Below are 22,944 nucleotides of genomic sequence, written 5' to 3' on the forward strand. Positions count from 1 at the left end.
CAGTGCGACAGTGCGTAAGCTGATGCGACGTCCACGGGTTGGGTGGCGGCGGTGTGACGACTGAGCGCGATCCCCGAGACTCACGTCCACCACGGTAGCCGACCGGACGGGCGAAGCGATATGCCGAGCGGAGGTGGGGCTGTGGTCTCGATTACATGTCGGACCGAGTATCTGACGGGTCGGCACCACAACTCTGCGGCCGCGGCCGGGTTGCTGACGGTGACAGCGCTCGTGGCACTCGTCGGCCTGCGCGTCGCCGGCGTCGGCGGGATGACGACCGCCGCGGTGGTCGCGGGGCTGCTCGGATGCTCGATGGCGATCGCCGCCCACGGTCGGCTCGGCCGGCGCGGCGCGGTGTTGCTGACCGTCGACGACGAGACCGTCTACTTCGGGGACGAGCGCCGTGAACTGGTCTCGTATCCGCTGGAGTCGCTGCGGTCGTTCGCGGTCGGGGGATCGGCCGACGAGACCTCGGCGTCGACCGGTCGGTCGCAACACCTCACCGTCTTCGGCCAGAAGTACCTCGCGCTCACGTTCGCGCGCGACGTCCTGAAGGTGGGCTCGCACGTCGACGACGATCTCGACACCGACCGGTGGCGCGTCGCGATCGTCGAGGGGGACCCGGCCGTGACGGCGATCGTCGATCGGCTCCGGGCCCACGCCCCGGAGCGGGTGTCGACGCGCAAGCAGGCGGCGGCCGCGGACGTCGCCCGCTCCACGGTGAGCGTCTCGGTGGGCTCGGCCCCCGAACCGGAGGACGACGGACCGCTGCCCAGGGGCGAGCCGGACGTGGACCTGCGCCGCCCGCGCATCGCCGACGCCGGCACCGAGGAGGCCGCGCGGCGCCTGTGGGAGGAATCCGTCCGCCGCCACGACGAGATCCTGCGTGCCTACGCTGGCTATGAACTCGATCCGGCCATGCTGCTGCGGTACCCGGCGGTCACCGACGTGACCGTCGAGCAGACGCAGGACTTCCACCACGCCCTCGACGAGGCGGGCGCGTTGCGCACCGACGCCTACCCGGGCGACCGCGGGATCGCCGACGCCTACCAGCAGTCCGTCCGCCGGCTGCGTCGAGCATGGATCGCGTGCGAGAAGCACGGTCGGCGTGTCGGCACCGGCTATCTGGACCCGGCCGACCGGAACTCGCTGGACACCGCGCTGAAGCTGTACAACCACGCCGCGGCCAGCAGCACGCCGACCGAGCAGGCCTCCTACTACGGACGCGTCCGCGACATCGTCTCCACCATGACCGATCGAGGGGTTCTGCACCCGCCGCAGGCCGCGCTGTCCGAGCTGGAGAACGTGACCAGGCGCGCGCTGGAGGCGGGTCCGGCATAGCCGACACCGGCCGCTGCGGGCTCGGGTCCACTCGGCACGGTCCGTGTCCGCTTCAGTAGTGCGCAGGCTTGATGAACCGTCCGTCGAGGGTGTACATGCCCTTCGACGCGTCGACCCGGGCCATCTCGATGCGGATGACGTGGTCGGCGTCGGTCGTCGGGACATCGGTGACGTCGATGGTGACCGCGTTGCGGTCGTACGCCGGGATCGAGCCGCGTCGCATCGAGTCGTCGCGGATGCGATCGAACAGTTGCGGCGACAGCGCGTCGAACGCGAACCCGTGGTCGTTGCGGAAGCGACCGGTGGTCGTGCTGATCTCGGGGAACCTGCCCGGCGCGACCACGATCTGGCCCGTCCGGTCGGGCGTGGTGTACCGGAACAGCACGCCGCCGCTGTTCTGGATGCTGCTGGCGCTGATGATGGGGGTGTTGTCGGCGATGCCGCGCAGCACGAAGCCGTCGAGAACGGGGGCGTTCGGCGCGATGCGCGCGGCGGCGAGCGCCTCGCGCCCCACCGCGAACGCGACCGCGAAGTCGCCCGGATCGAAGAATTTGGCGACCGTGCCGTCGGTGTGGGCCTGGATGTCCACGTCTCGGATGAACGCGTCCCCCGGATCGAGGGTGCCGGTCAGCGTCACCGGGGCGTTCGCCTGCGGGCGCTGGATGGACAGGCGCTCCAGCGTTGCCTCCGGGAGCATGCCGGCCACCTCCGGCACCATCGCCCCGGCGATCTCGCCGAGTGACGTCGGGTCGATCTCCGCGGCGTCGAAGGTCTTGTCCGCGCGGTCCAGGTTCGGCACCGCCGAGGAGTTGGAGCCGCCGCTGTAGACGTTGATGCTCGTGGCGCGTCCGTTCGACGGGTCGAAGACGACCGCCTGGTCGGAACCCGATCCGAGACTGTAGTTGAGCCGCAACACGTTTCGCACCGCCGACGGCCCCTCGTACTCGACGATCGCGTCGAGCAGGCGCTGGTGGCGGGCGGCGAGCGAGGCCGGCGCGGCGTCGTCGCCCCCGCCGACGCCGCCGACCACCGAGTCGATGGACGGAAACGACGGCAGTGAGACCTCCCAGTTCTCCGCGACGCCGAAGAGCAGCGCGCAGGTCGACAGGAACGTCACCGCGGGATAGATCACCGCCCAGCGGCCGGGATGGTCGTCGAACCGCGGGGTGGCCGACGGGTCGCGGGGCGGCACCTGCGCCGGGCCGAGCGTCGTGCGCGGGTTCGACGACAGGGCCTCGAAATGCCCCTTGCCCATGGCGGTCAGCCACCGCGCGCGATAGGACGTGTCGTTGGGCAGGTGGATGGTCGCCGAGACCATCGTCGGCTGCAGGTCCTCGGCGGTGAGGCTGCTGCGGGTGAGGGCCTCCACGTCGGCCTGCGGTGCGTCGCGGGTCACACCTCGGCGGAACTCGGGCAGTTCTGACACCCGCGACGGGCGTGGGCTGATCAGGAGTCCGACGAAGACGAGCGGGACGCCGACGACCAGGGCGACCCACCAGGCGTTGAACGCTCCGAGACCGATCCCGGTCGCGATCACGAGGCCGGCCGCCACGGCCCGCACGAACCGCATCCTGCGTCTGGACTCGGGCGTCGCGGGCATCGGCCGTCCTCGGGGTCGGTGACACCGTCCGGTGCCGGGAGGCGAAGGTGGGTCGAGATCTGCGGGAAAATCGGTGGACTGATCATAATGTCGCCGACCCCGCTCTACCAGGGTCCGCGTACCGTTGTTGCTGACCTGACGGCCCGCGGGGCCCGTCGGGTCGGGTAGTTGGCCGGTAAACGATCAGGAGAAGTGTTTCGGTGGGAAAGCTGACCAACAGCATGTGGCGACTTCTGGGCGCCCAGTCGACTCGTAACCAGTCGAAGTCGCTGGCGTTGATCAAGGAGGCCGGCAACCACACCGACTGGGCCGCGGATCTGGCCGACGACGCCTTTGTCACCGAGGCCGAGAAGCTCGACATCGGTGCCCGGCCCGGTGACCGCGCCAAGTTCCTCGCCCTGGTCCGCGAGGCCGCCGACCGCTCGATCGGGCTGCGCCCCTTCGACGTCCAGCTGCAGGGCGCGCTGCGCCTGCTCGAGGGCGACATCGTCGAGATGGCGACCGGTGAGGGCAAGACCCTCGCCGGCGCGATCGCCGCGATCGGCTACGTGCTGCAGGGGCACCAGGTGCACGTCATCTCCGTCAACGACTACCTCGCCGGCCGCGACGCCGAGTGGATGGGGCCGCTGTTCGAGGTCTTCGGCATCGCGGTCCACGCGCTGTCGGAGAACTCCAGCCGCGACGAGCGCCGCGCGGGTTACGCCGGCGACGTCACCTATGCGTCGGTCAACGAGATCGGCTTCGACGTCCTGCGCGACCAGCTCGCGCTGTCCGAGGACGACCTCGTCTCCCCGAAGCCCGATGTCGCGATCATCGACGAGGCCGACTCCGTGCTGGTCGACGAGGCGCTCGTTCCGCTCGTGCTCGCCGGCTCCACCGAGACCGAGGTGCCCGACCAGGCCATCCACGACGTCGTGTCGCGGATGAAGAAGAAGCACTACGAGATCGACCCCGAGGGGCGCAACGTCACCCTCACCGACGAGGGTGCGGCCTTCGTCGAGGAGGAGCTCGGCGGCATCAACCTCTACAGCGAGGAACACGTCGGCACCACCCTGGTGCACCTCAACGTGGCCATGCACGCCCACTTCCTGCTCGAGCGCGACATCCACTACATCGTCCGCGACGGCGGCGTGCACCTGATCAACGCCTCCCGCGGGCGGGTGGCGCAGCTGCAGCGGTGGCCCGACGGCGTGCAGGCGGCCGTCGAACTCAAGGAGGGTCTCGCGCAGACCGACTCCGGCGAGGTCATCGACACCATCACCGTCCAGGCGCTGATCGGCCGCTACCCGAAGGTGTGCGGCATGACCGGCACCGCCCTGCCGGCCGGCGAGCAGTTCCGCCAGTTCTACGACCTGCGGATCTCGCAGATCCCGCCGAACACCCCGAACGGTCGCACCGACCTGCCCGACCGCGTCTACGACACCAAGGCCAACAAGGTCGAGGCGATCGTCGAGTACGTAAAGTCCGTGCACGAGACCGGCCAGCCGGTCCTCATCGGCACCCACGACGTCGCCGAGTCCGAGGAGCTGGCCTATTTCCTCGACAAGGCGGGCGTGAAGTCGGTCGTGCTCAACGCGAAGAACGACGCCGAGGAGGCGAAGATCATCGCCGAGGCCGGCAAGAAGGGCGCGGTCACCGTTTCCACCCAGATGGCCGGACGCGGCACCGACATCCGCCTCGGCGGCTCCGCCGACGACCCGAAGGCGCGCGAGGAGGTCGTCGAGCTCGGCGGCCTCTGCGTCGTCGGCACCGGTCGATACGACACCGCACGCCTCGACGATCAGCTGCGTGGCCGGGCCGGGCGCCAGGGTGACCCCGGCACCTCGGTGTTCTTCTCCAGCCTCGAGGACCCGCTCGTCACCAAGAACATGGCGTTCAAGCGCGACCCGGTCTCGCCCAACGAGGACGGCTCGATGGGCAGCAAGGGCATCGACCTGATCGAGCAGGCCCAGCGCATCGCCGAGGGCGTCCGCCTCGAGCTGCACGCCAACACCTGGCGCTACAACAAGCTCGTCAACCAGCAGCGCGAGATCGTCGTCGAGCGACGGATGAAGATCCTCACGACCGACCTGGCGCTGGAGGAGCTCGCCGAGCTCGAACCCGAGCGGTACGCCGAGCTGACCGGCGAGAAGAGCCCGGCGAAGGTCGACGCGGAAGCGGGGGAGAAGTCCTCCGACCCGGCGGAGGACGCCGCAGCCGAAGCGACGACGACCGATGTCGCGCCGGTGCCGCGCGAGGTCCTGTCGCAGGCCGCCCGCGAGATCATGCTCTACCACCTCGACCGCGCCTGGGCCGACCATCTCGCCTTCGTCGCCGACGCCCGCTCGAGCATCCACCTGCGGGCACTCGGCAAGGAGAGTCCGCTCGACGAGTTCCACCGGATGATCGTCTCCGAGTTCGCCGATCTGCCCGGCGAGGCGCTGGAGAACGCGCGCAAGACGTTCCGGGAGGCCAAGATCACCGCCGACGGCGTCGACCTCGACACCGCCGACATGCACCGGTCGACGACGACCTGGACCTACATGGTCCACGACAACCTCTTCGCCTCGGGCGGGGCGAAGACGCTGCAGGGCATCATCGGGATCTTCCGGTGACCGATCAGGAGGCCGCGGCCGGGCCGGCTCCCGGCCGGATCGTCACCGTCCCCAACGCGCTGAGCGTGCTGCGCCTCGTCCTCGTCCCGGTCTTCGTCTGGTTGCTCCTGGTCGAGAAGGCCGACGGGTGGGCGTTCGCGATTCTGTTCTTCTCCGGTGTCTCCGACTGGGCCGACGGCAAACTGGCCCGGCTCCTGAACCAGTCGTCGCGGATCGGCGCGCTGCTCGATCCGCTGGCCGACCGGCTCTACATCGTCATCATCCCGGTGGCGTTCGGCCTCCGTGAGTTCATCCCGTGGTGGCTCATCGGCGTCATCATCGGCCGCGACGTGCTGTTGTTCGCGACCGCGCCGTTGCTGCAGACCCGGGGCGTGCTCGCCCTGCCGGTGCTCTACATCGGCAAGGCCGCCACGTTCGCGCTGATGAGCGCGTTCCCGTGGTTGCTCGCCGGACAACTCGATTCGATCGTGGGAACCATCGCCTACCCGGTCGGATGGGCGTTCCTCATCTGGGGTGTGGGCCTGTACCTGTGGTCTTTCGTCCTGTACTGGTATCAGACCGTGCTGGTGATCCGACACATGCCGCCACGTCGTGCAGCGCACACCCCGGCAGACAGTAGAGTCTGATCCGAAGACGAAAGGGGCCTCCGTGACCGACAGCAAAGTGCCAGACACCCTGCGCTACACCGCAGAGCACGAGTGGATCGAGAAGATCGGGCCGACCACCGTGCGGGTGGGCATCACCGACTTCGCGCAGGACGCGCTCGGCGACGTGGTGTTCGTGCAGCTGCCCGACACCGGGGCCGAGGTGACCTCCGGCGAGTCCTTCGCCGAGGTCGAGTCGACCAAGAGTGTCTCCGACATCTACGGTCCCGTGACGGGTACGGTCAGTGCGGTCAACGACGCACTCGACGCGTCGCCCGAACTGGTCAACTCCGACCCGTACGGCGAGGGTTGGCTGGTGGAGATCGAGGTCTCCGACGAGGCGTCTCTCGACGAGCAGTTGGGAGCCGTCCTGGACGCCGCGGGTTACCGCGCCGTCATCGAAGGGTAGGTCTCACGCCGTTGCCACCCGGTGGCCCTGATCGACCCGGCTGATCGCCCCGGTGACGATATGATCGACGTTGCCGGAGTCGACTCGCTCGCCGGTGCGATCGGTGTGACCGGTACGGTTACGGCATAGGCAACGAGGCGTGACGCGGGAGACCGTTCTCGCGGATCACGCACCGGGATCTACCCGTCCGCACTGTCATGTAGATTCGACCGGCCGACTCGGTGAGAGCCGACGCCGACCCGACGCGCACGTGGTCGGGGACGCCGACACGGTGGCCGGGAGAGGGCGGTTGGCCGACCAGTGCGACTGCGCACTGACAGTGCGATTGCACTGACGACGACGAAGGAGAAGTGGTGAGCGATAACGACAGGGACTTCGAGGCGCCGGTGGAGACCACCTCGGTGTTCCGGGAGGAGTTCATCAATGAACTCGATTCCGGAACGAGCACCTCGAGTGAGCCGGCCGACACGGGAGTCGAGCGACTCGCTCCCGGGACCGCGCTGCTTGTCGTGAAGCGGGGACCCAACGCGGGATCGCGGTTCCTCCTCGACCAGCCGACGACCTCTGCGGGTCGTCATCCCGACAGCGACATCTTCCTCGACGACGTGACCGTCAGTCGTCGTCACGCCGAATTCCGCCTCGGCGACAACGAGTTCCAGGTCGTCGACGTGGGCAGCCTGAACGGCACCTACGTCAACCGTGAGCCCGTCGACACCGCCACGCTGTCCAACGGCGACGAGGTCCAGATCGGAAAGTTCCGTCTGGTCTTCCTGAGCGGTCCGCGCGACGAAGCAGACGCCTGACAGCCGTGACGGCGTCTGCGGCCCCTCGCGGCGAAGGATCGATGTCGATCGGCGCGGTCCTCGCCCGGTTGCGGGATGATTTTCCCGACATCACGATCTCGAAGATCCGATTCCTGGAGTCGGAGGGTCTGGTGACCCCGGAGCGGGCGCCGTCCGGCTATCGCCGTTTCAGCGAGGCCGATTGTGAGCGACTGCGCTTCGTGCTGACCGCCCAGCGGGATCGCTATCTCCCGCTGAAGGTGATCAAGGAGCAGCTCGACGCGATCGACAAGGGCGAGGGCGGTTTCGGCACCGGGGGCACGGTGGCGCTGTCCACCGCCCGCGGCGCCGTCGCCCCGGCGACCGATTTCGGTTCCCGCGGCGGCCGCGTCTCGCGGGAGCAGCTCATCGAGCGGACGGGCGTCGACTCGGCGTTCGTGACCGAGCTGCAGCGCAACGGCCTCCTCACCGCGGGACCGGCGGGCTTCTTCGACGAAGACGCCGTCCGGCTCGTCGAAGCCGCTGCGGCACTGGCGAGTTACGGGCTCGAGACCCGGCATCTCCGTGCGTTCAAGGTGTCCGCGGACCGCGAGGCGGGCCTGGTCGCCCAGATCGCCAGCCCGATCGCCAAGGGCAAGGGGACCGGTGCGCGCGACCGTGCCGAGGAACTGGTCCGCGAGATCGCCGCGCTGTCGGTGACCCTGCACACCCAGCTGGTCAAGGCCGCCGTCCGCGACGTGCTGGACTGACCTGCCCCGCTGATCGCTCTCGGCGGATCCACCCGCCGAGCTGCGAATACGTGACCGACCCGCCGCGCGTCGGCCGTCGCTGCGGTCCGGACCGGTGTAGCGTCGAGATCATCACATCGATCGCCGTACAAGGCGTCTGGGAGGTGCGAGATGAGCGAGATGCGTGTGGTGGGCATCAGGGTCGAGCCCCCGCAGAGCCAGCCGGTGCTCCTGCTCCGCGAGGTCGACGGTGAGCGATACCTGCCGATCTGGATCGGGCAGAGCGAGGCGGCGTCGATCGCCTTGCGGCAGAAGGGGATCGAGCCCCCGCGGCCGTTGACCCATGATCTGATCGTCAACCTGATCCGAGAGTTCGGTCAGACCCTTGTCGAGGTCCGGATCGTCGACATGCAAGAGGGCACCTTCTACGCGGAGATGGTCTTCGCCGGCGACCTGCGCGTCTCGGCGCGTCCGTCGGACTCGATCGCGGTCGCCATGCGCGCCGGGGTCCCGATCATCGCCGACGAGGAGGTTCTCGCCGAGGCGGGCCTTCTCATCCCCGAAGAGGAACCCGACGAGGCCGGGGCGGAGGCGACCGCCGAATCCGCCGAGGACGAGGTCGAGAAGTTCAAGGAATTCCTCGACAATGTCTCGCCCGACGACTTCAAGGCCAGCGGCGCCTGACCCCGGAGCCTTCGGTCACGGATCGGCAACCAGAAGGTCACCGAAGGTCTCAATCTCAACTTGAGGTTGAGATATGGGCGCGTCGCGTTGATCGGCCCTCCGCGTCGGCATAGCGTCATCCACGACATCGCGCTCCACCACCGGGCCGATGAAGATGATGATCGGGTGACCCGGCCGGGCCTGGACCGCGTACTGTGGACGTGGATGTCAGGCACCTGACGCGCATCCGGTCCGAGCTTTGCGAGGGAGTCTGAAGTGGGCGATCGTCCGGTCGACAGCGAAGTGACGTCGAACGACCCGTCGGCTGATCATCCGACCGAGCGTCCTGCGGCACCGGTCCAGGGGAGCCTCGAGGACATCGAGCCGGGCCTGTTCCCGGACGACACCGTCCCCGACGAACTGATCGGCTACCGCGTGCCGAGCGCCTGCCAGATCGCCGGCATCACCTACCGTCAGCTCGACTACTGGGCCCGCACCGGACTGGTGGTCCCGTCGATCCGCGGCGCCGCGGGTTCGGGCAGCCAGCGTCTCTACTCCTTCAAGGACATCCTCGTCCTCAAGATCGTCAAGCGCCTGCTCGACACCGGCATCTCGCTGCAGAACATCCGCGTCGCGGTGGACCACCTCCGCAAGCGCGGCGTCGAGGACCTCGCCAGGATCACCCTGTTCTCCGACGGCACCACCGTCTACGAGTGCACCTCCGCCGAAGAGGTCGTCGACCTCCTGCAGGGCGGCCAGGGCGTGTTCGGAATCGCCGTCAGCGGAGCGATGCGGGAACTGACCGGCACCATCGCCGACTTCCCGGGTGAACGGGCCGACGGCGGCGTGAGCGAGGCGGCGCCCGAGGACGAACTGGCCGCCCGCCGCAAGAACCGCGCCCGCCGCACCGGATAGCCACGTGCGGGTCGGCCCGCACGTGATCCTCATGACTCTCGCCGCGTCACCGGTCCCATCGGGCCGGTGACCTGCGTACACTGGCACGCGCGTCGCTACGCCACGGGAGAGAGCCGCCTCACGGCGGCCGCCGAAGGAGCAACACCTCTCCGCCAAACTCTCAGGCACCCGGGACCGTGGTGGTGACGACGTCTCTGGAAAGTGACGAACCGTTCGTCCGCCCACGGTGAAAGGTCGCCACGCGAGGCCGCGCGGCAACCGAATCTCTCAGGCGTCTGCCGGCATCCGCCGGTGACATGACAGAGGGGGAGGCCCGCCCGCCGGCTCACGCAGCCGGCGCCTGCGAGAGGTGCCCTCCATGTCCTCAGCCGATCGGTCGCCCGCCCCCGCCGGCTTCGTGGACCGTCACATCGGTCCCGATCCCGAAGAACTGCAGCGCATGCTGTCGGTGATCGGGGTGTCCTCACTCGACGAGCTCGCGCACCGCGTCATCCCCGCGGTCATCGCCGACGAACTCGACTCGGACGTGCTCGGAGCGTTGCCCGAGCCGATCGGCGAGCGCGAGGTGCTCGACCGGCTGGCCGGACTCGCCGCGAAGAACTCGGTCAAGCGGTCGATGATCGGCCTCGGCTACTACGGCACCCACACGCCCGGCGTCATCCTGCGCAACGTGCTCGAGAACCCGGCCTGGTACACCGCGTACACGCCCTACCAGCCGGAGATCAGCCAGGGACGCCTCGAGGCGCTCCTCAACTTCCAGACCATGGTCGCCGACCTCACCGGCATGGAGGTGGCCAACGCGTCGATGCTCGACGAGGCCACCGCCGCCGCCGAGGCGATGACCCTCCTGCGCCGCGCGGGCAAGTCGAAGTCGCCGCGCGTCGTCGTCGACACCGACCTCTTCCCGCAGACCCACGCCGTCATCGAGACCCGGGCGGAGCCGCTCGGGATCGAGGTGGTCGAGGCGACCCTGGACCCGGCTGCGCCGGGGCACGGCCTGCCCGACGGCGAGTTCTTCGGCGTGATTGTCCAGGTGCCCGGCGCCTCGGGACGGATCGTCGACGTCGCGCCGATCATCGAGGCCGCGCACGAGCGCGGCGCACTGGTCGCGGTCGGTGCCGACCTACTCGCACTCACCCTGATCACCCCGCCCGGTGAGCAGGGTGCCGACGCCTGCTTCGGCACCACGCAGCGGTTCGGGGTCCCGATGGGCTTCGGCGGGCCGCACGCCGGGTACCTCGCGGTCAACACCAAGCACACCCGTCAGCTGCCCGGACGCCTGGTCGGCGTCTCCAAGGATGCGGACGGCAACCTGGCGTACCGTCTCGCCCTGCAGACACGCGAGCAGCACATCCGGCGTGAGAAGGCCACCAGCAACATCTGCACCGCCCAGGTCCTGTTGGCCGTGATGGCGGCGATGTACGCCTCGTACCACGGTCCCGAGGGCCTGCGCGCGATCGCGCGCCGCACCCACGACGCCGCCGTGACACTCGCGAACTCCCTGGTCGCCGCTGGCCTCGCCGTCGCGCACGCGTCGTTCTTCGACACCGTGGAGGTCGCGGCGCCCGGCCGGGCCGACGAGATCGTCGCCGCGGCGCGGCAGGAGGGCGTCAACCTCCGCCGCGTCGACGCCGACACCGTCTCCATCGCCTGCGACGAGACCACCACCGACGCCGACGTCCGCACCGTGCTGGGGGCATTCGGCGTCGCCGACGTGGAACCGGCCGACTTCGCGCAGCCGATCGAGAACCGCACCAGCGAGTACCTGACGCACCCGGCGTTCAACCGCTACCGCACCGAGACCGCGATGCTGCGCTACCTGCGTGCGCTGTCGGACAAGGACATCGCGCTCGACCGCAGCATGATCCCGCTGGGCTCGTGCACGATGAAGCTCAACGCCACCACCGAGATGGAGCCCATCACCTGGCCGGGGTTCGCCGAACTGCACCCGTTCGCGCCGGCGGAGGACTCGATCGGGTTCCGCGAGCTGATCTCGACGCTGGAGGAGTGGCTGGTCGCGGTCACCGGCTACGACCGGATCAGCTTGCAGCCCAACGCCGGATCCCAGGGTGAGTTCGCCGGCCTGCTCGCGATTCGCGGTTACCACCGCAGCCGCGGCGAGCACGACCGCGACGTGTGCCTCATCCCGTCGAGCGCCCACGGAACCAACGCCGCGTCGGCGGTGATGGCCGGCATGCGCGTCGTCGTGGTCGGTTGCCGCGAGAACGGCGACGTCGACCTCGAGGACCTGCGCGCCAAGATCGAGGCGAACCCCGGTCGGATCGCGGCGATCATGATCACCTACCCGTCGACGCACGGCGTGTTCGAGCACGACATCGCCGAGATCTGCGCGGCCGTCCACGAGGCCGGCGGCCAGGTCTACGTCGACGGGGCGAACCTCAACGCGCTGGTGGGCGTCGCCCGCCCCGGCCACTTCGGCGGCGACGTCAGCCACCTGAACCTGCACAAGACCTTCTGCATCCCGCACGGCGGCGGCGGTCCCGGCGTGGGGCCGGTCGCGGTGCGCGAGCACCTGGCGCCGTTCCTGCCGGGCCATCCGCTCGCCGACGAGCTGCCGGGACCCGTGACCGTCTCCGCGGCGCCGTACGGTTCGGCGACCATCCTGCCGATCACCTACGCCTACATCGCGATGATGGGGGCCGACGGCCTGCGGAAGGCGACCCTGTCGGCGATCACCGCCGCCAACTACGTCGCCAAGCGGCTCGGCGACCACTACCCGGTGCTGTACACCGGCGAGGGCGGGTTCGTCGCGCACGAGTGCATCCTCGACCTGCGCGCCATCACCAAGGAGACCGGCGTGACCGTCGACGACGTGGCGAAGCGTCTCGCGGACTACGGCTTCCACGCGCCGACGATGAGCTTCCCGGTGGCCGGCACCCTGATGGTCGAACCCACCGAGAGCGAGAACCTCGACGAGATCGACGCCTTCTGCGACGCCATGATCGCCATCCGCGAGGAGATCGACCGCGTCGGACGCGGTGAGTGGCCGGTGGACGACAACCCGCTGCGCGGCGCCCCGCACACCCCGGAGTGCCTGGTGGGCGAGTGGGACCACCCGTACTCGCGGGAGGTCGCGGTGTACCCGACGGGCCTGCCGTCGGCCGGTGGCCGCACCAAGGTGTGGCCGGCCGTGCGTCGCATCGACGGCGCGTACGGCGACCGCAACCTGGTGTGCAGCTGCGCGCCGATCGAGGCCTACAGCAGCTGACGAGCCCGGCAGCCTCATGACAGGCGCCCCTCGCCCGGTGTGTCGGGGTCGAGGGGCGCCTTCGTCGTCGCGGCTGTCTTCGCGGGCTCGGCGGGTCCTAGCCTCCGGCCCCCGACGGCGCCGGTGCTCCGGTCGGACCGGTGGGCGCGGCGGCGGTTCCGTACACGACGCGGTTGATCGCCACGATCGCGCCGTTCTCCGGGGTGGGCATCGGACTCGGGGTCCGCGGGAAGGCGACGGTCGCGGTCGGCTCCGGCAGCGGGGCGTCGCCGCGGAACCCGAGCTCGGTCAGCCGCTGCAGCTGATCGGGTTCGGAGGCGAAGGCGGTGAACTCCGACACCGCGTCGGCGGCGACGTCGCTGACCTGCTCGCCGGAGAGCCGGATGATCGGGTAGTCGGCGATCGGCGTCGGCCCTCCCGGCACCAGTTCGGCGAGGCGTGCCGTCGTGTCCGACTTGGTCATCTGGTAAAGCCGCTGTTCGGTGATCGGCACGACGTGGATTCGGGAGCGCGCGGGATCGGGTGCGTCGGCGATGACCGTCGCCGCGCCCTGCGGCGTGCCGTCGGGCGAAACCGGCGCCCCCTCGAGCATCGCTCGCACGGTCGAGGTGACGCGCGGGGACTCGGCGTCGGCGGTGGTGAGTGGACCGGTCGTGCGGGTGACGCTGGTGGCGACCGCCTGGGCGGCGAGGGCACTGGCGTCCGACTGGGCGCCGACCGGCATCGCCATGCGCAGCGAGCCCCAACCCTGCAGGTCGAAGTCGGTCAGCGACGCGTCGCGCCGCTGCAGTGTCGGGACCGCAGACCAGTCGAGGCGGTCGCCGACGGCGCGCGCGAGGTCGGGGGAGACGGCGAGGACGACCGGGGTCGAGACCAGCGAGCGCGGGTTGCCCTCGATCAGACCCGGCTCGGCCGCGGCGAGGTCGGCCGACCACACCGACGACTGCGGGACCCACGCGGCCGGGTAGTCGCCCATCGACTCGGTCTCCCATGTGCCGGTGAGGCCGTCGAGGGTGATCTTCGCGTCACCCGGGCGGACCGCGATGGTGACGCAGTGATCGCGGATCACGGGTTTCGTCGCGGCGAACGCCTCGGCGATCGCGGTGAGGCCCGGGGCGATGTCCGGGTCGGCGATGATCGGCACGGTCGCCGGCCCCTCGACGCACTGCGCCGCGGCGTCGTCGGCCTGCCTGTCGATGGTGTCGCCGAGATCGAACCAGACGACCACGACGGCTGCGATCAGCACGGCCGACAGGAGGGCGGCCACGACTCCACGGCTGACGCCTCGGTTGCGGATGCTCTGCCCGCCGCCACTGCGATGATGTGCCAACGCCGTTGCCCTCCCTGCACTGGTGCGCAAAACAACACGCCGCGCCACGTCGCGTGTGGTGCGGCGCAGGGTACGACGATACGCCGTGCCGGACCACGAAGGTCCGGCACGGTCGTATCAGAGCGTGTCTTGCGGTCGGTCAGCCGGCCGGGTTGGCGGCCTTGAACTCGCGGCGACGGCGGTGCAGGATCGGCTCGGTGTAGCCGTTCGGCTGCTTGCCGCCCTCGAGGATGAGCTCCTTGGCCGCCTGGAAGGCGATGCTGGAGTCGAAGTCGGGCGCCATCGGACGGTACTTCGCGTCACCGGCGTTCTGGCGGTCGACGACCGGCGCCATCCGCTCGAGCGAGGCGACGATGTCGGCCTCGGAGACGATGCCGTGGCGCAGCCAGTTGGCCAGCAGCTGGCTGGAGATGCGCAGGGTGGCGCGGTCCTCCATCAGCGCGACGTCGTGGATGTCGGGCACCTTCGAGCAGCCGACGCCCTGATCGATCCAGCGGACGACGTAGCCCAGGATCGACTGGCAGTTGTTGTCGAGCTCTTCCTGCTTCTCCTCGTCGGACCAGTCGGTGTTCTTGGCCAGCGGGATGGTCAGGATGTCGTCGACCGAGGCCGGCTCGCGCTTGGCGATCTCGTCCTGACGCTCGAACACGTCGACGTAGTGGTAGTGCAGCGCATGCAGGGTCGCGGCGGTCGGCGACGGGACCCACGCGGTGGTGGCGCCGGACTTCGGGTGGCCGATCTTCTGCTCGAGCATGTCTGCCATCAGGTCGGGCATGGCCCACATGCCCTTGCCGATCTGGGCCTTGTGCTGCAGACCCGCGTGCAGGCCGGTGTCGACGTTGAAGTCCTCGTACGCCGCGATCCACTTCTGCTTCTTCATCTCGGCCTTGCGCACCATCGCGCCGGCCTCCATCGAGGTGTGGATCTCGTCGCCGGTGCGGTCGAGGAAGCCGGTGTTGATGAAGACCACGCGCTCGGAGGCGGCCTTGATGCAGGCCTTGAGGTTGACCGTGGTGCGGCGCTCCTCGTCCATGATGCCGACCTTGAGGGTGTTCTTCGGGAGTCCGAGGACCTGCTCGACACGGCCGAACAGCTCGACGGTGAAGGCGACCTCCTCGGGTCCGTGCATCTTCGGCTTCACGATGTAGATCGAGCCGGTGCGGGAGTTCTGCAGACCCTCGGTGCTGAGTCCGTGGATGCCGATCAGCGAGGTGACCAGGCCGTCGAGGATGCCCTCGGGGACCTCGTTGCCATCGGCGTCGAGGACCGCGTCGTTGGTCATCAGGTGGCCGACGTTGCGAACGAACAGCAGGGAGCGGCCGTGCAGCGCGAAGGTCGAGCCGTCCGGAGCGGTGTACTCGCGGTCGCCGTTGAGCACGCGGGTGAAGGTCTTGCCGTTCTTGCTGACCTCTTCGGCCAGATCGCCCTTGTTGAGGCCCAGCCAGTTGCGGTACCCGACGACCTTGTCGTCGGCGTCGACCGCGGCGACCGAGTCCTCGAAGTCCATGATCGTGGTGATCGCGGACTCGACGACGACGTCCTTGATGCCGGCCGGGTCGGTCGAACCGATCGGCGAGGACGGGTCGATCTCGATGTCGAGGTGCAGGCCGTTGTGGCGCAGCAGCACGCTCGACGGCGCGGAGGCGTCGCCGCGGTAGCCGACGAAGGCCGACGGGTCGGCGAGCGTGGTGGTCGCGCCACCGTCGAGGGTCACCTGCAGGGCGCCGTCGACCACGGCGAAACCGCGGGCGTCGGTGTAGCTGCCGCCCTCGAGCGGGACGGCCTTGTCCAGGAAGTCCTTGGCGTAGGCGATGACCTTGTCGCCGCGGACCTTGTTGTACGACGAGCCCTTCTCGGCGCCGTCGGTCTCCGGGATGGCGTCGGTGCCGTACAGCGCGTCGTAGAGCGAACCCCAGCGGGCGTTCGCCGCGTTGAGCGCGAAGCGGGCGTTGAGGACGGGCACCACCAGCTGCGGACCGGCGGTCTCGGAGATCTCGCGGTCGACGTTGTCGGTGGTGATCTGGAAGTCGGCGGGGACCTCGGCGAGGTAGCCGATCTCGGTGAGGAAGGACTTGTAGGCGTCGAAGTCCGCGGTGCCAGGGGTGAGGTCGGCGCCCTTGTGGTCACGGTGCCAGGCATCGATCTTGGCCTGCAGCTCGTCGCGAACCCTCAGCAGCTCGCGGTTGCGCGGCGCGAGGTCGGCGATCACCGATGCCGCACCGGACCAGAAGGCGTCGGCCTCTACACCGGTGCCGGGCAGCGCCTCGTTGTTGATGAAGTCGTACAGGACGGAAGCGACCTGCAACCCGTTGACGGTGATCCGGTCCGACATGATTGCCTTTCTCGAGCGAATGAAGACGCCCCTATGCTACTAGCCGGTAAGACTGAACCGTACAGGCGTCCTGTTTAGGCGCGGCGCGCGATCTCGGCCAGGTGCGCGCACCTCTCCAACACCTGCGCGCGGAGTTCTGTTCCGGCCTCCGCGATGGCCGATTGCCGCCGCACGTATTCGGCTCGCCCCGCCGGGGTCTCGATGGCGACGGGCTCGTAGCCGAGGTCGCGGAGGTCGTAGGGACTCGCCCGCATGTCGAGGTCGCGGGCGCGGAGCGCGAGCTCGAAGCAGTCGACGGTCAGCTCGGCCGGAAGCAGCGGTGCGAGACCGAAGCAGTGGCGGTACAGATCCATCGTTGCGTGCAGGCACCCGGGCTGCTCGTGGTCGATCTGGGTGTCGCGGGTGAGCTGGTTCTCGTTGAGCGGACGCGCCGGCCCGGTGAAGAAGCGGAAGGCGTCGAAGTGGGTGCAGCGCAGCGGCATCTGTTCGACGACGCGGTCGGTCCCCTCCCGTCCGAGCCGCAGCGGGATGTCGTGTCGGGTCTCGTCGGTGCGGTAGACCATCGCCCATTCGTGCAGCCCGAAGCAGCCCAGCCGCGCCGGGCGCGAGGCCGTCGCCCGCAGCAGCGCGATGGTCGACTCGATGGAGTCGAGCCGGCGCCGGAGGTACTCCGCGCCGACCCGTACGCCGCCGTCGGCGGACTCGTAGCCGCGGAGCTGCAGGTACTCGGCGGCGTCGGCGAGCGTCACCCCGTAACCCGGATGCCACCGCAGCACATGGGAGGGCCGCGACGAGTAGTAGGTGAACAGGAAGTCGATGACCGGGTGCTTGAGTCCGCGACGACGCGCGGCGAGGTACGGGCCGATCAGGGCGTCGACGCGGCGGCGGTGGGCGTCGCGGCGCGCACGCCACTGCTCTCCGGTCAGCAGGGTCGGCGATTCGAGTCGAACGGTCACTGTGGTCACACCCGGTGGGTCTCGTCGCGGACGTTGCCGACGAACTCCTCCACGAGGTCGGCCAGCGCGACGATGCCGATCGTACGACCGGTCTCGTCGACCACGGCGCCCAGGTGCGAACTCGTCCGCCGCAGGATGGTCGTCGCCTCGTCGAGCGGGGTGGTCGAGGCGATCACCGGCAGCGGCCGGATCTTGTCCACGCCGATGATGGTGTCCGGTCCGATGTGCTCGTCGAGGATCTCGTCGAGCACGTCCTTCAGGTGGAGATACCCGGTGAAGGTGCCGTCGGTCCCACGGACGGGGAACCGCGAGAACCCGGTCTCGCTCACCGCCTTCTCGACGGCGCCCAGCGTCGGACCGATGCCGCCGGTCGCCGACACCTGGACCTTGACGCTGCGCATCGCCTCGAGCGGGATCATCACCTCGGTGACCTTGCGGCCGACCGACTGCAGGGCGCGCGTCAGGCGCTCGTGCTCCTCGGCGTCGATGAGTCCCTCCTGCTTGGACTCGCCGAGCATCTGCGCGAGTTCGCCCAGCGACACGGTCGACTCGAGTTCGTCCTTGGGCTCGACCCGCATCAGGCGCAGCCCGATGTTGGCGATCCAGTTGTAGAACGCGATCAGCGGCCGCACCAGCTTGATGAACACCAGGTGCGCCGGCACCAGCAGCATCGCGGCGGCCTCCGGCCCGGCGAGGGCGATGTTCTTCGGGACCATCTCGCCGAGCAGGATATGGAGCACGACGACCAGCGACAACGCGATCGCGAACGAGATCGGGTGCAGCAGGGCGTGGGGCACGTGCAGCAGGTCGAGCGGCTTCTCGATCAGGTGCGCGACGGCCGGCTCGCCGACGCGGCCGAGCAGGATCGAGCAGATCGTGATGCCCAGTTGCGCGCCGGCCAGCATCAGCGACAGGTGCTCGCCCGCGTGGATGACGGTGCGGGCACGCTTCTTGCCGCTGTCGGCGAGCGCCTCGAGACGATCGCGCCGCGCGGAGATGAGCGAGAACTCCGCGCCGACGAAGAAGGCGTTGCCCGCGAGGAGCACGACGGCGAGCAGGACCGCCCACAGGTCACCCATCGAGGGCCTCCGGCTGTCGGGGGGCGTCGGCGGGCGCCGGGCGCAGGGCGACCACGTCCACCCGGCGGCCGTCCATGTGGGTCACCGTCGCGCGCCACGTGACCTCGGGTCCGGTGTCGGGGGTCTCCGGCGAGTCGTCGTCGCCCTCGCTGACCGGGGAGCGGTGCGGCAGGTCGACCACGTCGTTCACCTCCGGGATGCGCCCGAGGCAGTACATGACGAGCCCGCCGAGGGTGTCGTACGGCCCGTCCGGGGCGTGGTAGCCGGTGGCGTCGTAGAGCTCGTCGATCCGCAGCAGCCCCGAGCACATGTAGCCGTTGCCGTCGACGGCCACGTCGGCCCGCTCGTAGTCGTGTTCGTCGGTGACGTCGCCGAGGATCTCCTCGATGAGGTCCTCGGTGGTGACGATCCCCGCGGTCCCGCCGTACTCGTCGATGACCACGCACAGTTCCATGCCGTCGGCGCGGATCCGCTCCATGAGCGCGTCGCCGTCCAGGCTGGCCGGGACCCGGGGCACGGCCCGGGCGATCGAGGTGACCGGCGTCGTCGCCTGCAGTTCGGGCGGGATCATGAACGCCTGCTTGATGTGCACGACGCCCACGAGGTCGTCGAGGTCGCCGTCGACGACCACCGGGAACCGTGAGTGGCCGGTGCGCGACGAGGCGATGACCAGATCGCGGACGGTGTCGTCGCGATCGAGGGTGTCGATGGTGACGCGCGGGGTCATCAGATCCTCGGCGGTGAGCTCGCCGAAGCGCAGGGAACGGTCGACCAGGGTCGCCGTCTGCTCGTCCATCGCGCCCCGCCGGGCCGAGTTGCGCACCAGCGAGACCAGCTCCTGGGGCGAACGGGCGGAGGCGAGCTCGTCGGTCGGCTCGATGCCGAACCGCCGCACGATCCAGTTGGCGGTGCCGTTGAGTCCGTTGATCGCCCAGCGGAACACGGCCGAGAAGACCGTCATCGGGCCGGCGGTGGCCCGGGCGACGGCGAGGGCCTTGGCGATGGCGAGGTTCTTGGGTATCAGCTCGCCGAGCACCATCGACAACGACGTCGCGATGATGAGCGCGAGCGCCAGCGACGTCCCCGAGGCCACCGATTCGCTGACGCCGAGCGCGGTCATCGGCGGCTTGATGATCCGGGCCAGCACGGGTTCGGCGATGTAGCCGGTGATCAGGGTGGTGATGGTGATGCCGAGCTGGGCACCGGAGAGCTGGAACGACAGTGTCGAGTGCGCCCGCTGGACCAGGCGGGACCGGCGGTCCCCGCGCGCGGCGACGTCGGCGGCGATCGTCGAGCGCTCCAGCGCGGTCAGGGAGAACTCGGCCGCCACGAACAGCGCCGTGCCGAGGGTCAGTGCGACGAAGCCGACGAGGCCGGCGACGAGAAGGAAGACCTCCACGTCACCACCCGCCCGGCAGGGGACGCCCTTCGGCGAAGCCGGCGGACGATTGGACGCCGAGAACCACCCGGTCGTGCAGTTCCCTGAGGTTGCGGGCGCCCGTGTAGGTCGCGGTGCTGCGCACGCCGGAGCAGATGTGGTCGATGAGGTCCTCCACACCGGGGCGGTCGGGATCGATGCGGATGCGCGAACTCGAGATCCCTTCCTCGAACAGGGCCTTGCGGGCCCGGTCATAGGCGCTGTCGCCGCTCGACCGGGCGGCCACCGCGCGCTTGGACGCCATCCCGAAACTCACCTTGTAGGGGCCGTTCTCGTCCTCGAGCAGGTCGCCGGGCGACTCGTGCGTGCCGGCGAACCACGACCCGATCATGACGTTCGACGCACCGGCCGCGAGGGCCAGTGCGACGTCGCGGGGATGCCGCACACCGCCGTCGGCCCAGACCGAGGCCCCGTGACCTGCTGCCACGGCGGCACATTCGGCGACCGCGGAGAACTGCGGACGCCCGACGCCGGTCATCATGCGGGTCGTGCACATGGCGCCCGGCCCGACGCCGACCTTCACGATGGACGCCCCGGCCGCGATCAGGTCGAGTGTGCCCTCCGCCGACACCACGTTGCCGGCCGCGATCGGAACGCCGAGATCGGCGTCGGCGACCGCCCTCAGCACGGAGAGCATCTTCTCCTGGTGCCCGTGGGCGGTGTCGATGACCAGCAGGTCTGCCCCGGCGCCCACGAGCGCGCGGGCCTTGCCCACGACGTCGCCGTTGATGCCGACGGCGGCGGCGATGCGGAGCCGGCCCGTCGCGTCGACGTTGGGTCGGTAGATGGCGTGGCGCAGTGCTCCGCGACGGGTGAGGACGCCGGCCAGTCGGCCGTCGTCGTCGACGAGGATGGCCAGCCCGAGATGGAGGTCGCCCAGCGCGTCGAACACCTCGCGCGGCGGGGTGGCGACCGGCAGGGTGACGATGTCGGGGTCGAGGACCTCCCGGACCCGGGCGAACCGGTCGATGTCGCGGCAGCGTCGCTCGGTGACGACCCCGACGGGCCTGCCGTCCTCCACCACCACGGCCAGGCCGTGAGCCCGTTTGGGGATGAGGGCGACCGCATCGGTCACCGAGTCCGACGGGCTCAGGGTCACCGGGGTGTCGGCGACGAGGTGGCGCGACTTCACGTAGGCGATCGATGCCGCGGCGGCCTCGATGGGCAGGTCCTGTGGCAGGACCACGAGGCCGCCGCGGCGTGCGACCGTCTCGGCCATGCGCTTGCCCGCGACCGCGGTCATGTTCGCGACGACGATCGGGATGGTGCATCCCGTGCCGTCCGCGGTCGACAGGTCGACGTCGAAGCGCGAGGTGACATCGGACCTACCCGGGACGATGAACACATCGTCGTAGGTCAGATCGTGGGTCGGCCGATGGCCTTCGATGAATCGCACCGGTTGCTCGCAGGCTCCTTATTCGGCGACCTCGGAGCGGTCGCCGCTCCACAGTGTGTGGAAGGTGCCCTCCTTGTCGACGCGCTGGTAGGTGTGGGCGCCGAAGTAGTCGCGCAGGCCCTGGGTGAGGGCGGCGGGCAGGCGCTCGGCGCGCAGGGCGTCGTAATAGGACAGCGAGGAGGCGAAGGCGGGCACCGGGATGCCGAGCAGGGTGGCGGTGGAGACCACGCGCCGCCAGCTGTCGATGCCGGCCTCGACCGCGTCGCGGAAGTAGGGGGCCAGCAGCAGGCTGGGCAGTGCGGGGTCGTCGGCGTAGGCCTCGCGGATGCGGTTGAGGAACTGCGCGCGGATGATGCAGCCGCCGCGCCAGATGGTGGCGAGCGCGCCGCGGTCGACGTCCCAGCCGTACTCGGCGCTGCCGGCGGCGATCTGGTCGAAGCCCTGGGCGTAGGCGACGACCTTCGAGGCGTACAGCGCGGCCTTGATGTCCTCGATGAACCGGGCCTTGTCGGCGGGGGCCTCGCCGAGCGCGCCGGCCTTCAGCCCGCGGGCGGCGAGGCGCTGGTCGGTGGAGCTGGACAGAGCGCGTGCGAAGACGGCCTCGGCGATGCCGGTGGTGGGGATGCCCAGATCCAGCGCGGACTTCACGGTCCAGCGGCCGGTGCCCTTCTGGCCGGCGGCGTCGACGATGACGTCGACGAGCGGCTTGCCGGTCTCGGCGTCGACCTGGCTGAGGACCTCGGCGGTGATCTCGATCAGGTAGCTCTCGAGTTCGGTGGTGTTCCACTCGCGGAAGACGTCGGCGATCTCGGCGACCGGCAGGTCGAGTGCCTTGCGCATCAGGTCGTAGGCCTCGCCGATGAGCTGCATGTCGGCGTACTCGATGCCGTTGTGGACCATCTTGACGAAGTGGCCGCTGCCGTCGGGGCCGATGTGCGTGCAGCACGGTTCGCCGTCGACCTGCGCGGCGATCGACTCGAGCATCGGACCGAGCGACTCGTACGACTCGGCTGGGCCGCCGGGCATGATCGCGGGGCCGTTGAGGGCGCCCTCTTCGCCGCCGGAGATGCCGGCTCCGACGAAGTTGAGTCCGCGGGCCGACATGGCGGCCTCGCGTCGGATGGTGTCGGTGTAGAGGGAGTTGCCGCCGTCGATGATGATGTCGCCGGGTTCCATCGCATCGGCGAGTTCCTCGATGACCGCGTCGGTCGGGGCGCCGGCCTTGACCATGATCAGCACGCGGCGGGGACGTTCGAGGGCGGCGACGAACTCGGCGATCGTCTCGGTGCGGATGAAGTTCCCCTCGTCGCCGTGGTTGGCGATCAGGGCGTCGGTCTTGGCGATGCTGCGGTTGTGCAGCGCGACGGTGTACCCGTGACGCGCGAAGTTACGCGCGATGTTGGAACCCATGACGGCCAGACCGGTGACACCGATCTGCGCTTTTCCGGACGATGACGAAGCCTCGACGTTGTTCATGCGGACAGCCTATTGCCTGACGGCCCGATCAC

The 22,944-nt window shown here is 69.7% G+C and carries 17 protein-coding genes and 1 riboswitch; of the genes, 9 read left to right on the plus strand and 8 right to left on the minus strand.

Going from position 1 to position 22,944, the window contains the following annotated elements:
• Positions 1-141 precede the first annotated feature (141 nt).
• Positions 142-1,341, plus strand: coding sequence for a hypothetical protein (locus tag E1P53_RS02595; RefSeq protein ID WP_131733383.1), 1,200 nt, complete (start codon positions 142-144; stop codon positions 1,339-1,341).
• Between the two features lie 52 nt (positions 1,342-1,393).
• Here E1P53_RS02595 and E1P53_RS02600 read toward each other — a convergent pair whose 3' ends face one another.
• On the minus strand, positions 1,394-2,941 hold the full coding sequence (locus E1P53_RS02600) for a hypothetical protein (protein ID WP_006900541.1): 1,548 nt from the start codon (positions 2,939-2,941) through the stop codon (positions 1,394-1,396).
• 200 nt (positions 2,942-3,141) lie between these two features.
• Here E1P53_RS02600 and secA2 point away from each other — a divergent pair, with 200 nt between their 5' ends.
• The 8 genes from secA2 (at position 3,142) to gcvP (ending at position 12,905) form a co-directional block, all read left to right on the plus strand.
• Positions 3,142-5,535, plus strand: coding sequence for an accessory Sec system translocase SecA2 (secA2, locus tag E1P53_RS02605; protein ID WP_131733384.1), 2,394 nt, complete (start codon positions 3,142-3,144; stop codon positions 5,533-5,535).
• Entirely contained in the window at positions 5,532-6,161 is a 630-nt protein-coding gene (locus E1P53_RS02610) for a CDP-alcohol phosphatidyltransferase family protein (protein ID WP_131733385.1), read from the plus strand. The genes secA2 and E1P53_RS02610 overlap by 4 nt, the downstream gene beginning before the upstream one ends.
• A 22-nt stretch (positions 6,162-6,183) precedes the next feature.
• Complete coding sequence (gcvH, locus tag E1P53_RS02615) at positions 6,184-6,588, plus strand: glycine cleavage system protein GcvH (RefSeq protein WP_109239437.1); 405 nt, start codon at positions 6,184-6,186, stop codon at positions 6,586-6,588.
• 350 nt (positions 6,589-6,938) lie between these two features.
• Positions 6,939-7,391, plus strand: a complete 453-nt coding sequence (gene garA, locus E1P53_RS02620; protein ID WP_006900545.1) for a glycogen accumulation regulator GarA — start codon at positions 6,939-6,941, stop codon at positions 7,389-7,391.
• Positions 7,392-7,432: 41 nt separating this feature from the next.
• On the plus strand, positions 7,433-8,119 hold the full coding sequence (gene ftsR / locus E1P53_RS02625; RefSeq protein ID WP_109239438.1) for a transcriptional regulator FtsR: 687 nt from the start codon (positions 7,433-7,435) through the stop codon (positions 8,117-8,119).
• Between the two features lie 150 nt (positions 8,120-8,269).
• The gene (locus E1P53_RS02630; protein WP_006900547.1) at positions 8,270-8,782 is read left to right on the plus strand and encodes a bifunctional nuclease family protein; all 513 of its coding nucleotides are present in this window, start codon (positions 8,270-8,272) and stop codon (positions 8,780-8,782) included.
• Between the two features lie 255 nt (positions 8,783-9,037).
• A complete protein-coding gene (locus E1P53_RS02635) occupies positions 9,038-9,676 on the plus strand; it encodes a MerR family transcriptional regulator (protein ID WP_006900548.1) in 639 nt (212 codons plus the stop codon).
• Positions 9,677-9,769: 93 nt separating this feature from the next.
• A riboswitch (glycine riboswitch) is annotated at positions 9,770-9,863 on the plus strand.
• Between the two features lie 171 nt (positions 9,864-10,034).
• A complete protein-coding gene (gene gcvP, locus E1P53_RS02640) occupies positions 10,035-12,905 on the plus strand; it encodes an aminomethyl-transferring glycine dehydrogenase (protein ID WP_006900549.1) in 2,871 nt (956 codons plus the stop codon).
• 97 nt (positions 12,906-13,002) lie between these two features.
• On the opposite strand, the gene E1P53_RS02645 is transcribed toward gcvP, so the two are convergent.
• The 7 genes from E1P53_RS02645 to gnd all read right to left on the minus strand — a co-directional run bounded on the left by E1P53_RS02645 (position 13,003) and on the right by gnd (position 22,912).
• Entirely contained in the window at positions 13,003-14,235 is a 1,233-nt protein-coding gene (locus E1P53_RS02645) for a hypothetical protein (RefSeq protein ID WP_131733386.1), read from the minus strand.
• Between the two features lie 139 nt (positions 14,236-14,374).
• Positions 14,375-16,567, minus strand: a complete 2,193-nt coding sequence (locus E1P53_RS02650) for a malate synthase G (protein ID WP_131733387.1) — start codon at positions 16,565-16,567, stop codon at positions 14,375-14,377.
• Between the two features lie 74 nt (positions 16,568-16,641).
• Positions 16,642-17,532 (minus strand): 3-methyladenine DNA glycosylase, encoded by an 891-nt coding sequence (locus E1P53_RS02655; RefSeq protein WP_131733388.1) that lies wholly within the window; start codon positions 17,530-17,532, stop codon positions 16,642-16,644.
• Positions 17,529-18,602, minus strand: a complete 1,074-nt coding sequence (locus E1P53_RS02660; RefSeq protein WP_006900553.1) for a hemolysin family protein — start codon at positions 18,600-18,602, stop codon at positions 17,529-17,531. The genes E1P53_RS02655 and E1P53_RS02660 overlap by 4 nt, the downstream gene beginning before the upstream one ends.
• Entirely contained in the window at positions 18,595-20,001 is a 1,407-nt protein-coding gene (locus tag E1P53_RS02665; protein WP_131733389.1) for a hemolysin family protein, read from the minus strand. The genes E1P53_RS02660 and E1P53_RS02665 overlap by 8 nt, the downstream gene beginning before the upstream one ends.
• Before the next feature lies 1 nt (position 20,002).
• Positions 20,003-21,436: a GMP reductase gene (gene guaB1, locus E1P53_RS02670; protein WP_131733390.1), complete on the minus strand. Its 1,434-nt coding sequence runs from the start codon at positions 21,434-21,436 to the stop codon at positions 20,003-20,005.
• An 18-nt stretch (positions 21,437-21,454) separates the two neighbouring features.
• The gene (gnd, locus tag E1P53_RS02675; protein WP_006900556.1) at positions 21,455-22,912 is read right to left on the minus strand and encodes an NADP-dependent phosphogluconate dehydrogenase; all 1,458 of its coding nucleotides are present in this window, start codon (positions 22,910-22,912) and stop codon (positions 21,455-21,457) included.
• Between the last annotated feature and the right edge of the window lie 32 nt (positions 22,913-22,944).

This window comes from Gordonia paraffinivorans (genome assembly GCF_900683595.1).
Taxonomy (GTDB): domain Bacteria; phylum Actinomycetota; class Actinomycetes; order Mycobacteriales; family Mycobacteriaceae; genus Gordonia; species Gordonia paraffinivorans.

What these genes read in the sequence shown, in the direction of transcription:
- E1P53_RS02650 (WP_131733387.1), bottom strand. Translation starts at nt 16,567, where the DNA reads ATGTCGGACCGGATCACCGTCAACGGGTTGCAGGTCGCTTCCGTCCTG.
- gcvP (WP_006900549.1), top strand. Translation starts at nt 10,035, where the DNA reads ATGTCCTCAGCCGATCGGTCGCCCGCCCCCGCCGGCTTCGTGGACCGT.
- E1P53_RS02660 (WP_006900553.1), bottom strand. Translation starts at nt 18,602, where the DNA reads ATGGGTGACCTGTGGGCGGTCCTGCTCGCCGTCGTGCTCCTCGCGGGC.
- gnd (WP_006900556.1), bottom strand. Translation starts at nt 22,912, where the DNA reads ATGAACAACGTCGAGGCTTCGTCATCGTCCGGAAAAGCGCAGATCGGT.
- E1P53_RS02600 (WP_006900541.1), bottom strand. Translation starts at nt 2,941, where the DNA reads ATGCCCGCGACGCCCGAGTCCAGACGCAGGATGCGGTTCGTGCGGGCC.
- E1P53_RS02630 (WP_006900547.1), top strand. Translation starts at nt 8,270, where the DNA reads ATGAGCGAGATGCGTGTGGTGGGCATCAGGGTCGAGCCCCCGCAGAGC.
- ftsR (WP_109239438.1), top strand. Translation starts at nt 7,433, where the DNA reads ATGTCGATCGGCGCGGTCCTCGCCCGGTTGCGGGATGATTTTCCCGAC.